Here is a 14,000-nt window from a genome sequence, read left to right on the forward strand (position 1 = left end):
GTTGCCTAAATTTTTTTCAAAATGTTCTTTAAAAAGGGTATATCTCACTTTGTACACCTTTTTTATTATTTAATCAACTTTAAATCACACCTAAGTGTTAGTTTAAACAGATTTACCATAGTATGCTATTCATGACCTGTTTAAGAATTAGATTAGGATTTGATTCTCCATCTTTTGTACGCCATGCTACAAAACCATCTGGTCTTATTAATACAGCTCCTTGAGGCGTAACATCGTACAATGTTTCCCATCTATCTTCACGCTCAATCAAATCTCCCTGTGAACCGATACTATAAACATTGATAGTGATACCTAAGAGAGAAGATACATTCTGAGCAGCAGTGTGCCAAAGATTATTATTTTCCCCCGTAAACAAGACAAAATCTCCATCTATTACATCTAGCGTAGATATACAATTACCTTGATAATTCACCCACAGATGCGGTGCACGTGTACCGGGACTTCCGTTTAGTTCTAACCGATCCATTCTATGAGTAGTTGGTTCTTGTTCGATAACGGCTTTCGAGGCATATTTATACCCTACAGTAACTGCAAGATGATCCATGTTATTGAGGGTGCTTATCCCTTTATTTACTGCACTAAATAACAAATCACTGGCATATTTCGTTGTTACCTGCACAGCATGGTGTCTTTCATCATGATAAGTTTCGAGCAATCTTGGATGAGCTTTTTTGTGTATCACTGCTGCCAATTTCCAAGCTAAATTATGAGCATCTTGAATACCTGTATTCGAACCAAATCCTCCTGTAGGTGGCATGAGATGAGCTGCATCTCCAACTAGAAAAACTCGATTCTCTTGAAATCTAGTTGCGGTCCTTTCTACAGCTGCCCAAGGTAAAGTACTCAAGATGACAAAATCAAGATCTGGCATTCCTATAGCTTTTTTAATAATCTCACGGCATCTATCTTCAGTGAAATCTTCAGGACGATCTCCCTTCGAAGGATCATAAGCGACGTGGTAAATCCATTGATCTCGATTATTCACTGTGATAAGTGCTCCAAATACTTCCGGATTCAAAATTTGATAAAAACCAAACTGGCTACCTTGCAGAAAAGTACTTAAGTCCGCTTGGAAATAGATGTTGATATAATGTCCTCCTATGACGCCTCTTCCTGTAGTTGGAATTCCTATATGTTCACAAATTGCACTTTTGGCTCCATCTGCAGCAATTATATAATCACTTCGAATGATTTCTTCCGTTCCTGAGTCTCGATCAATTATAGTCGCTGTTACTCCTAAATCATCTTGTTGATACGTCACAAGCTCGGTATTAAAGCGTATATGTCCTTTCCCTTTTTCCGCAGCTTGAAGAAGGATAGGTTCTAAATTCATTTGATAACAAGATGCTGCTTTTGAAGGGCTAATCTTTTCAATCATTTTAACTATTTTTTTGTCGATTTCCTTCTGAGTATCCTCTCCTTGTTTTAATTCTGCTAGGTCTATGTCTTTGATCGATTCTACAGCAATTCGTCCACGAATATTATCTAATGGCTTACTAGTAGTACGGATAGCTTCCTCTAATCCTATTTGGCGAAATAATTCCATCGTACGAAAAGTTATCCCTCCTGCTTTTGGATGGATAGCTGTATCAGCATGCTTTTCAACGAGTAAATAATCAATGTTATGTCGTGCAAGAAATAGGGCAGAGGTGAGTCCAGTAAGTCCTCCCCCAACAATTAAAACTGGGACATGCTTGTGCTTCATAAACATTTTCCTCTCAATATTATATTTATCCATGGATGTTACTGAATTCAGTAATCAAACTATAAAATAAAAATCAAAGAAATTATAGACTTTTTTTACGTTATGGTTTATTATATAAAATTTAATACGCCCAAAAAAGTGAAAGAGATTTCTTTTTTGACTGTAATACTCGAACTTATATTGGAACATATAAACTAACGGATATTTTGAGCACACTACTAAAATGCTAAAAAGTTTCCTATATAAAATTTTATTTCTTATGGCAAAAGCTACTGAACCTATTCAGTAGCTTTTTCTCTTTTTTGGGTTTTTCCCTCGATAAACTGAATTGACCCTAATGATTTATCTAATTATTTTAAATGAAATTATAAATAGCTTGTTCCTCTACAAGCTGGGTATCTGCGAAGAAACACCTTAATTTGCTCTTCACCATACTAATCCTCAATAAATTTATGGAACTTTCTAACTATTTTAAATTATTACCAAACCGTTTACAGAATCCATTCGTTTCCTTTAATAGTACCGGTAAAAAGCAAATATGAAATGGAGGAAGAATCATGAAGAAGACTGTGTTTCTATCAGCTCTACTACTCTTTGTCATTACGGCTGTCGGATTGTCAGCCTATGCAAAAATGAACCATAATCCGGTGTCCCAGGTGACACCAAATTCTAGCAAAAGTGATCATGTTATCCGGGTGTACGGACCGGGTGGACCACTTGGACCAATCAAGGAAGCTTCTGAACGTTTTTCAGCTAAAACAGGAATCAAAGTAGAAGTAACAGCTGGACCAGAGGGTAATTGGATTGGTCAGGCAAAGCAAGATGCAGATATTATTTTCGGTGGTTCCGAGTATATGCTGCAGGACTTCGTCTTCAACCATCCTGAAATGATCGACACTAAATCACGAAAGGAGCTTTACCCTCGTGCTGCAGGAATATTGGTGAGAAAAGGAAATCCTAAGAAAATTGAAAGTCTGAAGGATTTAACGAAAAATGGAGTCAAAATACTCGATGTGAATGGGGCTGGACAGCTCGGCTTGTGGGAAGACATGGCAGGCAGACAAGGGCTAATCGAAGGTATTGCTCAAAATATTAGCCTTTCTGTAAGGTCGAGTGCTGAAGGCATTGAACGATGGAAATCGAATTCTAGCCTAGACGCTTGGATTACCTATGAATCATGGCATTACCGGCTCCAAGATGTGACAGATCTGGTTGAACTGCCTGAAGAAGAGAAGCTCTATCGTGGAACACCGATTGCCTTGACGAACATTACTGATCAGAAAAAAGAGGCACAGCAATTTATTGATTATTTAAAAACGGAAGAAGGTCACCAAATCTTTCAAAAATGGGGCTGGAAGTAAGGATGAATCTTGAATCACATAAAAAACTAGGAGGAACAAACATGAAAAAAGGAATTTTTACCCTCGCAATACTATCGATTTTTATTGTTTTGGCTGCCTGCGGTACAAACAAGGAAGAAAAAGTAGAGACGAAGCAAACTAGTCAAGTTCAAACAAAACAAGAACCGGCTGACAGTCTTCAGCTTTTGAAGAATGACAAAGTTGGAGATTACTTAGCAGATTCAGAGGGAAAAACACTGTATTACTTTACGAATGACGAAGCAGGAAAAAGCAATTGTAGCGGAGACTGTCTAGCAAATTGGCCGGCATTTTCTCAGGAAGATTTCGCCGTTCCAGAAGGTTTTGACAAAACAGATTTCGGTACGATTACAAGAGCAGACAACGGTAAGAAGCAGGTCACGTACAAAGGCTATCCTCTTTATTATTTTGCTAAAGACCAGCAAAAAGGGGATGTAAACGGGCAAGGAGTAAAAGATGTATGGTATATCGTAAATAGTAAAACAGAATTTAAGTAAGCCTGTCCAGGGAACGATCAGCGCGGTCGTTCCCATTCTTACTTTTAAAATAGTATAATGGCAATATATTTTTATCCAATAACAGGGAGTGCCACATGAAAGAAAAACACGATGCGGAATTAATGAGATTGGTAAACGAAAATAACCGTCAAGCATTAGAGGAGCTTTATGATCGATATATAAAGCTTGTCTACAGCTTCGTTATGAAGTTTTGCAATGGGAATGAGGATAAGACGAAAGAAATTATTCAGTTGGTCTTTTTGAGGCTTTGGACAACAAACAGTCATTACAATCCCGCTCAAGGCAACTTTGTAAATTGGCTCCTCACGATTACCCGTAATATTTGCATTGATTATCTCCGGAAAGAGAAGAGACATACTGAGCACCATCAAGAGGAACATGTAGAGATTGCCGACCCTGCCAATGCAATTGATCAACGAGTAAATATGAATGATATTGCAACAGCAAAAAACAAATTGCCGACGGCGCAAAGAAAATTAATCGATTTGCTTTATTGGAAAGGGTATTCTCTCTCAGAAATCGCCAAGCTGGAGCAGGAGCCAATCGGCACGATTAAAAGCAGGCTTCACCAGGCTCTGAAAGGATTGAGGAAGCATCTAGAACTGGAGGATATAAAATGAGAAGAGATTGTGATCATTTGATTCCATTTATAGCAAATGAGCTCAAGGAGAGCGAACACATGGCCTTTGTTAAACATTTAAAGAATTGTAATGAATGTAAAAAAGAATATGAGGAATTGTCAGAAGTTTGGCATACTTTGCCATTTGATAATACCGAAATCGAGGTACCTGAATCGTTAAAAGGCGAGGTAATGGAGTTTGTTTTTGATCACAAAAAGCAAAGTGGTACGGAAACATTCATGGCTAAGATGAGCAAGCTTATCATGATGCTCAAAAACCAGTTCACTCCAGTTTCAGCCAGTATTGTTGGCACCTTGTTGCTCGCTATTATTGTCCTTGGAATAGCGAATGTACAGGAAAAAAATCACCATGCCGAAAATATACCCATTGAAATTTTATCGGCCATTCCCTTAAAAGCAGCCAATCAAAGCCACCCAGGAACAAACGGCATCGCTTATATTGTCCAGCAGGGATCAGAGAAAAATTTGGTGGTGCAGGTTCACGAATTGCCTGGCGTCAAAGGTTCACAGGTTTACCAGGTTTGGTTGCTGAAAAACGGCATGAGGAAAAATGGAGGCATATTCAAGCCGGACGAAAAAGGATCCGGAATACTGACCTACCAACTCGCCGAAGGGCAGACTTTTGATCAAATCGGTATTACAGTCGAACCAGATGCCAACAGCAGTCAGCCTAGGGGAGAAAAAATAATCGGATCATAGACAGTAACAGAAAAGAACAGACATATTTTGTGAATTGTAACCTGTGTAATAGCATTTTGAAAAAGGTTATGCCATATGGAGAAGATGATTTCTGGATAGTACAGGAATCATCTTCTTTAAGTTCTATTGGTACCTGAAATTGTTATTGTATGTCGTATATTTTTAATTTCTTTTTAAGATCTTCTAGCTTTTTAGTAAAAAACGGTATCTCCAATTCCGCCAGTTACCGAAATGACATCGCCAGTAATCGATGCAGCCAAAGGTGAAGCTAGGAAGGTAATGACATTGGCGATTTCTTCCACTGTAATCAAGCGGCCGAGTGAATTGAGTGATGCCATTTTACGCACAGCCTCTTCGTTAGTGACTCGGTTTCTAAACATTTCCGTATCAACAATCCCTGGATAGACAGCATTGACGTTAATTCCGTGCTTTCCTAATTCCATTGATGCGGATTTCGTTAAATGGACAACAGAAGCATTACGCGGACCGGAACTAAAATAATTGCCACCCATTCTGGCAGCTAGACCACTTATATTTATAATACGTCCCCAATTATTTTCTATCATATAAGGAGCTACAGCTCGGATACAACGAAAATAGCCCATATATTTTTCTTCAAAATCTTTCAAAATAAGTTCATCTTTAATACTATTAAAATCCTCTGGCTCAAAACCGCCAACACGGGCTCCACTGTTGATTAAAATATCAATGCTTCCCATCGCTGCTGCTGATTTTTCAACTAAATTTAGAATAGAATTGGAATCAGTGGTATCTGCGACAATTGGATAGATATTTCTGTTTGTTTCTTGAGCTAATTCCTCTGCAGCCATTTTTAATGAGGATTCGTTTCTTGAACAAATCGTACAATCTACACCTTCCAGAGCTAATTGACGGGCAGTAGCTTTACCAATCCCCCGGCTTCCTCCAACAATAAGTGCTTTTTTTCCAGATAACTTTAAGTCCATAGTTCAACCTCCTGTTTTGTTTTAACTGAAAAAGACTAAACTCGAAAGTTAGACTTTGGAATATTTAATCATTTCTATTTTTGATTCTACAGATAAATTATACTTAAATAAAATTAAAAGCTTTAATTTGTATTTAAGTATTACTAATATAAATTAGAAAAAGCTACTTTGTAAATAATGTAAATTGGACCGACACCTAAGTAAAATGTATCGGCCTTTTATTTTCTCTTGTACAAACGAGTAGGCTCCTCAAAAAGGGCGGGTCACTCCTATGCTCGTTTATAAGGAGTAGAGATATATCACAATTGCAGTTTGACATAGGGATAATCATGTCTAAAAGCGACTATAGATTTATCAGAAATATCATCAATTCGGAGAAAGAAGATATTTTTAGTTCACTTACTTTCTTGGAATTGAGTAAGTAGTCTGGCTCTTTTTGTTTCTACAAGGTTTCTTAGTATCCTAAACGCAATTATTAGAATGATTCTACCTTCACTTTGAAAAACATATCTATTTCATTAGGAGGTAGGTTGAGTGTCAAATGAAACAAAGAATTACATTGACTATCCAATGGTGAAAATTCCAGGAGGAGAAATAGAATTAAGAGACGATAGAATAAAAAATAAATGGAAAGCTGAAATAAGACCGTTTCTTCTTGCCAGATATCCTGTCACTATGGGTCTATACAATGCTATAACAAATAAATCACCTAATTCTTTTGACAGAGATCTTAAACCGGTTGTGAATATTTCTTGGAATGATGCAATTTCTTTTTGTAATCTACTTTCACAGAAAGTGGGGCTGAAAGAGTGTTATTCTATAAGCAATGATGGTGAAAACGTTATTTGTGATTGGGAATCAGACGGCTATCGACTTCCTTCAGAAGCAGAGTGGCAATATGCATGTAAAGCAGGGACTACTGGTTATAGATACGGAGAGCTTGATAAAATTGCTTGGTATAATGATAATTCAGGAGGCAAAATCCATGAAGTAGGAAGAAAGGAACCGAATGCATGGGGTCTGTATGATATGTTAGGGAATGTTTGGGAGTGGTGTTGGGATTTATATGATGAACAAGTGTACGGCTCCTACCGAATTTTTCGAGGAGGTAGCTGGGCTGAAGAGGGCAGGGGTTGTGGGGCTTCGTGTCGTCGCCGTAGCCATCCGTCATTTTGTATAGATGACCTTGGATTCCGTCTTGCTCAGTCATTTTAACTTTAACAAACAAGCCAACTTTCTAAGTTATACAGCTCAACGGACGAAGATCATTAGTTCATGAAAATAAGCTGATTTGCAAGCCTATATCATTTACGTTAGTCCATTTAAGGTCCATTTAATTGAATAAGACAACACAAAAAGTCGCTTTCCCGTACGTAAGGAAAGCGGCTTTTTAGTTTGTTTTTTCCCTTGTTATCAAGCTCTTTACTTTAAGTTCCTTTGACTAATTTTGAAAATAATGTTGACTATTCAGTTGAACTGTACTATGTTATTATTAAGTTGAACTATATAGTCGAACTGAATAGAGGTGAGGATATGAAACATAAATTATTACCGTTGTCTGAAACCATGCATTATATTTTATTAGCTATGCGTGAGCCACTCCATGGCTATGCCGTAATGCAGAAGATAGAAGAGATAAGTAACGGTACTGTTATTTTAGCAGCTGGTACATTATACGGTGCGATTGAAAACTTGAATAAGCATGGTTGGATTGAACCTGTTGGAGAGTCAGGCCGGAGAAAAGTTTATATGATAACTGCAGAAGGAAGCGCCATTTTGAAAATGGAACAAAACAGGCTATTGCATATTTTATCTCTATATGAAGGAAGTGAATCGAATGAAGAAATTTAAGATGTTTTTTGATATTGAAAAAGAGGAGCAATGGCTGAACGAGCAATTACAAAAAGGCTATCGTTGTACAAATATTAGTGGATTAGGAATATACACTTTCGAAAAAGCCGACAAGAGATATGTGATGCGACTGGATTATCAAGATTATATATCAAAGAAAAAGTTCAAAGATTACAAAGGGATATATGAAGACTTCGGTTGGATTTATATAAATGGCTCCTGGCTTGGTGGAATTCGATATTGGCAAAAAGAAGATGATGATCAAAATGAAATCTTCTCGGATCGCCAATCGAAGAGTAATTATTATAAAAGATTGATGGGTTACTCATCTGGTTTAGGTATACTGTTATTGTCTTTTTCTTATATGCTTTACAAGGATTCAGGTTTATATTTAGCTGAAGGTCTTTGGAGTATGGAAGGTGCATTATTTTGGAAAGCATTTTTATTTGAAACTCCATTTGCCCTTTTGAGGTCGCTTCCCGCACTTATGGTTGTTTTCTTTGGGAGTAGTTTCTATAAATCTTATCGAAAGTATTCAATGTTAAAAGAAAAATAATGCGAGGAGGTTAATTATCAACTTTTTTTAATTCAAAGAAGTAATTGAGGATAATGTATCTACCACAGTCGGTCGCTTTAACGGAAAAAAAGAAGCGCCCTGAATTTCATTATCGGGCCATGTTCTTGAATAACAGGTTAGACTGTATGCGAAGAGAATGTGAAGAAATGTACTTAAGTTATAGGAGCAGGATAGTTGAAGAAGGATAATTCAATGCAAGGTAGAATATAAGCTTAAAATATATGTGCATTGGTGGCTCCGTTTTAAGATGTATGAAACCAAGAAAAAATCGTCTTTAATGAGCTGCAACACTTTTATGGTAGATTGTACGTCCATTAAATGGGATGCAGCTTAATTTTGGAGAGTTTTTTTATTCATTAATAATTTAATCATAGGTTAGATAAATCATTTACTCTACAATGTCTAAAATTATTAAGAAAATAATCCCGAAAAAGTAATTTAAATTTATAAAAAGCCATAGTTGAATTGATAAGGAAAGAGTCCATTTGAGAAGTTTAATTCAAAATGGATTCTTTTTATTTTACAAATAATTAAACAAAAACAACATATTATTTTTAATAAAATTAAAAAATACTTTTACATTATTTATAATTATGTTAAATTTATATTAATAAAAGTGAAAGGAGGACATAGCCATGGATATTAACAATATTCCAAACTGGATTTTAGTCTTGGAAAATGAGGATTTAGAGTTTGTTAAAAACTTAGTACTTCATTCAGGTTCTTTAAAAGAGATTGCAAAGGTTTATGAGGTATCGTATCCAACAGTAAGACTTAAACTTGATAGATTAATCAATAAAATAAAAATGAATGATGCCGTAGAAAACGAGGAATTTATTAAATTTATCAAGAGCCTGTCGATTGATGATCGGATAAGTGTAGCAGATGCAAAATTAATTATTGATAAATATAAACAAGAAAGAGATGAGAAGTAATGTCATTTGGTATTTATGGGGTTTTAATTATTGCTGGTATATTAGCTGTTCAATTCTTCTTTTCAACTAGGAACAATATCTATTGGGGAGCAATTTTACCAGTAGCATATATTGTATTTTTGATATGGCTGTTTGTAACGAATCATATTAAAAGTAATCTGGGCTTTATCCTCTATCTATTATTAGGGATCCTTTTCCTATGTATAGAATGGAATGGAGGTAGAAAGCATCTTCACGAAAAAACAAAAAAGGAACTGGATAAAATGAAAACTCTCGACTTGAAATAGAGAAAATGGGAAGTTGTTAATTATTCGCATAAGTCGTACTAATATTTAATAGGTAAAGTCAAAATGAAATTTCTTAATTTAGGCTTAAAGAGTTTTTGTGAAGAATAAAGTCTTAGTTTATTTCACTAACGGTGCTTTATGAAAGAATAATTAAGTGATTTTATGAAATCAAATTTTATTTGTTACATAATAGGGCGCTATCCTTGAAGAAATGAGGATAAGCGCTCATTTTTCATTCCCTTTTCGAAAAGGTTACGCTTTTTTACAATAGATAATAAAATTAAAGTTTTTTAACCCTAATTGGACTTACCATTAAGAGTGCGAGGATTAGGGTTATCCATGCATTGCTATACAAAAACATGCCCATACCAGCTAATACTAGTCCAGCAGCTGGTATGGGTAATCCATTAAAATACCCAATCGTTGGTTTAACACTAAACTTAGCTAATCTTAATGCACCCATCGTGGGGAAAAGGATAAATGCCAGAGAAGTTAAAATTGATGGTGCTGCTATCGAATGAAATAGAAGTGCAGGAGCAACTCCGAAACTAACAATATCAGCTAAGGAATCCAATTCTACACCTAATTCACTGTTCACTTTTAATTTTCTCGCAACCCTTCCGTCAAGAAAATCAAAACCGGCCGAAAGGAATATTAAAATGGAGGCTACTTCTAAAAAGCCACTCACAATAAAGGTAATTGAAATAACACCGCATAATAAATTTCCAATCGTAAATAAATTGGGTAAAGCTTTTGTTATCTGATTGAACAAGGTAGCCCTCCTGAAAATTACAAATTGTCCCCATTTAAGTAGTGTTTTCTAAATATTCTTCAGTTATTCTTAAAAAGACATCATAATTAATGACAGCAGCAACAATCCATACTCCCATGCAAATTAAAAAAGCTTATAAACTGAAAATGATAAAATAGACCCGCTAAAACACTTTTAAAAAAAAGCTGAGCCTCAGAGTAATATCATTATTAAGTTGGATTGAAAAATGAAAGCATCATCCTTCTATTAGATAAAAGGCAAGGCTGATCAACCAATCAAAAAGGATTGATCTCCCATAAGTGCTACCCATTTAGTGCGTACAGTCTGTGATGCACCGAGATTGTTGGAGTCAGACTAACGGATGACTCTATGGCACCATACATAGTGTATCGACCTTCTTAGCCAGCCGTAGAAACAGTATAGACAGGGGTATCCATTTTCATTCTTTGTGGAGAAGTGCTGATTTTTGCGCTTCATGGATGGCTAACGGGTGCTTAATAAAATAATTGCTGAGTCTATTATGCAGCTCTTTCGCATTTTTCAATAATCAACAAAACGGGCGCGTTTCTTAAGAAATGCGTCCGTTTTCATTTAAGGGCCAGATTGTGGAGCAAGACGTTTAGAGAAAATTGGTAAGGGTAAAGAGATTGTTAAGATTTTCACTTAAACTAACTGGGAGGATAGTGGAAGAAGGAAATTGATGAAAAGTGAAGAATTTTATAAGTAAAAAGAGGTGAAAATTCGTGGATAAACTGCTTCAACATTTACGAAGAGTTGGCGTAAATTACATAAAAAGTGATAGTATAGTTATTTTAGAAATTTTAGAGAATAGACTTCATCTTGCTTCTGAAATAGATGTACTTATAAATGAACTTTTAGATAAATTACAAAGTAGTAAACTGAAAAAAGTTAGGTTTGAATGTCCTAAAATTCTTTTAGATAGCTTAAATTGTACCAGGACTAAACTGGAAATTATTGGTGAGAGAGTTATTTATAATAGATCTTTAATGACACCATTAAATGTTGCAATACCAGATTATGAAGTATGGTCATTTTCTGAGAATAACTCTATCTTTTTTTTATCTGAAGTGATGGGTACAAGTTTTATTGATGCAGAGAAGTTTTTAACTGGAATGAGGACCGAACTCCCGTCACAAGTAAAGGAAATGTTTACAGTGTATATAGTTAACAATGAACCAGTTGGTGTAGTTTTTCCTCATATAGAACCAAATACAGATAATGAAGGACGCATTTTTTGGATAGGCATTCATCCTAATTTTCGGGGGACAGGATTGGGAAAGAACTTACATTCAATAGGATTATACAGATTGAAAAATGAATTTAAAGCTACGTCTTATTTAGGAATGACTCAAGTTGACAATATTCCAATGAGAAAGATAATGGTTTCAAACGGCTGCATTCAAAATAAAAATACAGTAATTTCTTTACAATATTCTATTTAGGAATGAGTTTATTCGTTTAGTAGCCCAAGGTATAGGAGAGTTGAAGCTATGTAGGAAGAGAGTCTACAATTTCCGTAGACTCTCTTTTTTAATATTCAGCACCTAATGAATGATTAAAAGTCAACTTTTTACCAGAATTGTAAGAGCTTAAAAAGTTTGTTCTAAAGTCTCGTTAGTTTACAGTTCGAAAAGAATATCTCCCCAAACTAATAAATGAATTACTTTATTGGTTAATAACAAATAAATTGAATCCTGTTAGAACAATTTTCTTGGATAATCATATATTAAATCAGGGTTCCCGATTCCACATTATTAATAAAAGATCCATGTTACCCAATAATATAAAATGACTAATGTAAAGAGAACTGTTGGTGGAATTACAACTACAGTAACCTTAATGTATTCCCACCATGTAATTCTTACCTTACCCCTTCTTACGATGTGCATCCACATTAGCGTTGCAAGGGTACCCATTGGAAGTAATAATGAACCGATATCACTTCCAATAATGTTGGCTAAATAGGCAACTTTTAAGGAAATAGGATCAAGCCCCATATTGGTTAATGTAATCGTTCCAACCATAAGCGCAGGATGGTTATTGAAGATATTTGATAGTATTGTAAGCAGTGTTCCCATTAACACACTTGTGTTAAGTAAATTTTCTGAAACCAGTGGATGCATAAATTGGATCAACCATTCTGTTAAGCCGAGATTGTTGAGTCCATAGATAATGACATACATACCAAAGGCGAAAATTATGATATACCAAGGTGTTTTTTTCAACATATCACCTGGATGTATTTTCAAGTAAGCCCATCTCCAGCCTAAAAGGACGATGGACCCCAATACTGCCATTACAGAAAGTGGGATTCCCAAAAACGAGGCGAAGAATAAACTTATTCTAATTACCAATACAAAAAGAAGTATTTTAATCATAAATTTTGATCGATTTTGCTTCGAACTTTCTAAAACTTGTTTCAGAGGATGATTTGGTGGAAGCGACATCCCCGATACATTTATAGGAACAGTTTCTGGTAAGGTCTTTTTAAAATATAAAAACAGCAAACCAACTAGAAGTAACAAACCAATTGTTGCTGGAATAAACATCATTGCTGTATGTGAATACAAACTCATACCGACAATTTTTAATGCAATGAGGTTTACGATGTTACTTACCCCGATGGGAGCACTTGATGCTGTTGCAATTAAGCCTCCAGAAATTAGATACGGGACTTTTTGATAGTTTTCCAATCCCATATTATTTAATAACATAATAAGGATGGGTATTGCGATTAAAATACTACCGTCATTATTAAAGAAGAGTGTCATGAGAAAGCATAAGAGATTGACGTAAAAGAATAATCGAACGCCAGACCCTTTTGCTTTTTCAGCAAGCTTCTCAGCAACCCAACTAAAGAACCCAAAACTTTCCAATACAATCGCCATGACAATTGTAGCCATAATAGTAATAGCGGCATCACTGATCGTTTGTGAAATTGTGACGAGATCCGACATGGTTACACTACCGCAAAGTATTACAATAATCGCACCTACCGATGCAGGAATAGCTTCATTCATATTTCTAGGTCTCCAAAAAATAAAAGCAAGAGTAACAAAGAAGGTTAATATAGTTATAATATCCACTATTTGCATAATATTTCTCCTTTTCTATTCATAGGCTCCTTTCTCCCCATTCATTAGGGTAATGATGCTGATGTAATATAAATATGTAAAAAATTAAGACTGCCTTGGTTTTGTACCTATCTCTCTATGTGTTTATACAGAATTATCCAATAGATGAAATAGTATTAACAAATGGAAACGTTAATTCAATAAGAATTTAACGCTTTTTTTGTTGGAGTTATTGTATAAACAGGAGAGTATAGTTGAAGAAGAAAGTAAAGTTACACTCCGATTTAACTTTAAAGATCCTGAGAATACCAAAAGTTTAGCAGAACTTATTCATATAAAAAAAGTCGTTTTGAATTAGCATGGATATACAAGGCTTAGGGGAGCATTAGTGAAAGAAGAATTAATTGATTTTTTGATGAAATCATGATTAGTTATTCCATTAAAGGGCGCTTTTCTGTAACTGATCTGCACCCCAAATGTTAGACACAAATCTAACATTTGGAGGTGCCTTTTTTATGGCACGAATTACTTTTGAACAGAAGATAGATGCGATTTT

At 35.4% G+C, this 14,000-nt stretch carries 14 protein-coding genes; 10 read left to right on the forward strand and 4 right to left on the reverse strand.

Going from position 1 to position 14,000, the window contains the following annotated elements; translation table 11 throughout:
• Positions 1-112 precede the first annotated feature (112 nt).
• On the reverse strand, positions 113-1,726 hold the full coding sequence (locus ACIQ4I_RS13775; RefSeq protein ID WP_403096755.1) for an FAD-dependent monooxygenase: 1,614 nt from the start codon (positions 1,724-1,726) through the stop codon (positions 113-115).
• A 557-nt stretch (positions 1,727-2,283) separates the two neighbouring features.
• On the opposite strand from ACIQ4I_RS13775, the gene ACIQ4I_RS13780 reads away from it, so the two are divergent.
• From ACIQ4I_RS13780 to ACIQ4I_RS13795, 4 genes are all read left to right on the forward strand, one after another.
• A complete protein-coding gene (locus tag ACIQ4I_RS13780; RefSeq protein WP_403096758.1) occupies positions 2,284-3,087 on the forward strand; it encodes an extracellular solute-binding protein in 804 nt (267 codons plus the stop codon).
• Between the two features lie 41 nt (positions 3,088-3,128).
• Positions 3,129-3,602: a hypothetical protein gene (locus tag ACIQ4I_RS13785; RefSeq protein ID WP_403096760.1), complete on the forward strand. Its 474-nt coding sequence runs from the start codon at positions 3,129-3,131 to the stop codon at positions 3,600-3,602.
• Positions 3,603-3,697: 95 nt separating this feature from the next.
• Complete coding sequence (locus ACIQ4I_RS13790) at positions 3,698-4,243, forward strand: RNA polymerase sigma factor (protein ID WP_403096762.1); 546 nt, start codon at positions 3,698-3,700, stop codon at positions 4,241-4,243.
• Positions 4,240-4,962 (forward strand): anti-sigma factor, encoded by a 723-nt coding sequence (locus ACIQ4I_RS13795; protein ID WP_403096765.1) that lies wholly within the window; start codon positions 4,240-4,242, stop codon positions 4,960-4,962. Before ACIQ4I_RS13790 ends, ACIQ4I_RS13795 begins: the two co-directional genes overlap by 4 nt.
• A gap of 191 nt (positions 4,963-5,153) precedes the next feature.
• Here ACIQ4I_RS13795 and ACIQ4I_RS13800 read toward each other — a convergent pair whose 3' ends face one another.
• Positions 5,154-5,927 carry an SDR family NAD(P)-dependent oxidoreductase gene (locus tag ACIQ4I_RS13800; RefSeq protein ID WP_403096767.1) on the reverse strand — a complete coding sequence of 258 codons (774 nt, stop codon included), beginning with the start codon at positions 5,925-5,927 and terminating at the stop codon, positions 5,154-5,156.
• A gap of 570 nt (positions 5,928-6,497) precedes the next feature.
• Between ACIQ4I_RS13800 and ACIQ4I_RS13805 the strand changes: the two genes are divergently transcribed.
• The 5 genes from ACIQ4I_RS13805 (at position 6,498) to ACIQ4I_RS13825 (ending at position 9,577) form a co-directional block, all read left to right on the forward strand.
• Positions 6,498-7,142 carry a formylglycine-generating enzyme family protein gene (locus ACIQ4I_RS13805; RefSeq protein WP_403096822.1) on the forward strand — a complete coding sequence of 215 codons (645 nt, stop codon included), beginning with the start codon at positions 6,498-6,500 and terminating at the stop codon, positions 7,140-7,142.
• Between the two features lie 318 nt (positions 7,143-7,460).
• The gene (locus ACIQ4I_RS13810) at positions 7,461-7,778 is read left to right on the forward strand and encodes a PadR family transcriptional regulator (RefSeq protein ID WP_403096769.1); all 318 of its coding nucleotides are present in this window, start codon (positions 7,461-7,463) and stop codon (positions 7,776-7,778) included.
• Positions 7,765-8,334 (forward strand): DUF2812 domain-containing protein, encoded by a 570-nt coding sequence (locus ACIQ4I_RS13815; RefSeq protein ID WP_403096772.1) that lies wholly within the window; start codon positions 7,765-7,767, stop codon positions 8,332-8,334. The genes ACIQ4I_RS13810 and ACIQ4I_RS13815 overlap by 14 nt, the downstream gene beginning before the upstream one ends.
• 656 nt (positions 8,335-8,990) lie before the next feature.
• Entirely contained in the window at positions 8,991-9,290 is a 300-nt protein-coding gene (locus tag ACIQ4I_RS13820; protein WP_403096775.1) for a DUF2089 family protein, read from the forward strand.
• Positions 9,290-9,577, forward strand: coding sequence for a hypothetical protein (locus tag ACIQ4I_RS13825; RefSeq protein ID WP_403096778.1), 288 nt, complete (start codon positions 9,290-9,292; stop codon positions 9,575-9,577). The genes ACIQ4I_RS13820 and ACIQ4I_RS13825 overlap by 1 nt, the downstream gene beginning before the upstream one ends.
• 280 nt (positions 9,578-9,857) lie before the next feature.
• Here the strand turns inward: ACIQ4I_RS13825 and pssA are convergent, their stop codons facing one another.
• Entirely contained in the window at positions 9,858-10,349 is a 492-nt protein-coding gene (pssA, locus tag ACIQ4I_RS13830) for a CDP-diacylglycerol--serine O-phosphatidyltransferase (RefSeq protein WP_403096780.1), read from the reverse strand.
• 743 nt (positions 10,350-11,092) lie between these two features.
• Here pssA and ACIQ4I_RS13835 point away from each other — a divergent pair.
• Positions 11,093-11,812 carry a GNAT family N-acetyltransferase gene (locus ACIQ4I_RS13835; RefSeq protein ID WP_403096783.1) on the forward strand — a complete coding sequence of 240 codons (720 nt, stop codon included), beginning with the start codon at positions 11,093-11,095 and terminating at the stop codon, positions 11,810-11,812.
• A gap of 312 nt (positions 11,813-12,124) precedes the next feature.
• Here the strand turns inward: ACIQ4I_RS13835 and ACIQ4I_RS13840 are convergent, their stop codons facing one another.
• Complete coding sequence (locus tag ACIQ4I_RS13840; RefSeq protein WP_403096786.1) at positions 12,125-13,465, reverse strand: arsenic transporter; 1,341 nt, start codon at positions 13,463-13,465, stop codon at positions 12,125-12,127.
• Positions 13,466-14,000 lie beyond the last annotated feature (535 nt).

The sequence above is a fragment of the Rummeliibacillus sp. NPDC094406 genome (assembly GCF_044763875.1).
In the GTDB taxonomy this organism is placed as follows: Bacteria; Bacillota; Bacilli; order Bacillales_A; family Planococcaceae; genus Rummeliibacillus.

Bases quoted from the DNA above. Each gene is read 5' to 3' on its own strand.
- ACIQ4I_RS13785 (WP_403096760.1), top strand. From the start codon at position 3,129: ATGAAAAAAGGAATTTTTACCCTCGCAATACTATCGATTTTTATTGTT.
- ACIQ4I_RS13805 (WP_403096822.1), top strand. From the start codon at position 6,498: ATGGTGAAAATTCCAGGAGGAGAAATAGAATTAAGAGACGATAGAATA.
- ACIQ4I_RS13840 (WP_403096786.1), bottom strand. From the start codon at position 13,465: ATGCAAATAGTGGATATTATAACTATATTAACCTTCTTTGTTACTCTT.
- ACIQ4I_RS13795 (WP_403096765.1), top strand. From the start codon at position 4,240: ATGAGAAGAGATTGTGATCATTTGATTCCATTTATAGCAAATGAGCTC.
- ACIQ4I_RS13810 (WP_403096769.1), top strand. From the start codon at position 7,461: ATGAAACATAAATTATTACCGTTGTCTGAAACCATGCATTATATTTTA.
- ACIQ4I_RS13790 (WP_403096762.1), top strand. From the start codon at position 3,698: ATGAAAGAAAAACACGATGCGGAATTAATGAGATTGGTAAACGAAAAT.
- ACIQ4I_RS13775 (WP_403096755.1), bottom strand. From the start codon at position 1,726: ATGAAGCACAAGCATGTCCCAGTTTTAATTGTTGGGGGAGGACTTACT.
- ACIQ4I_RS13820 (WP_403096775.1), top strand. From the start codon at position 8,991: ATGGATATTAACAATATTCCAAACTGGATTTTAGTCTTGGAAAATGAG.
- ACIQ4I_RS13815 (WP_403096772.1), top strand. From the start codon at position 7,765: ATGAAGAAATTTAAGATGTTTTTTGATATTGAAAAAGAGGAGCAATGG.
- ACIQ4I_RS13800 (WP_403096767.1), bottom strand. From the start codon at position 5,927: ATGGACTTAAAGTTATCTGGAAAAAAAGCACTTATTGTTGGAGGAAGC.
- ACIQ4I_RS13825 (WP_403096778.1), top strand. From the start codon at position 9,290: ATGTCATTTGGTATTTATGGGGTTTTAATTATTGCTGGTATATTAGCT.
- ACIQ4I_RS13780 (WP_403096758.1), top strand. From the start codon at position 2,284: ATGAAGAAGACTGTGTTTCTATCAGCTCTACTACTCTTTGTCATTACG.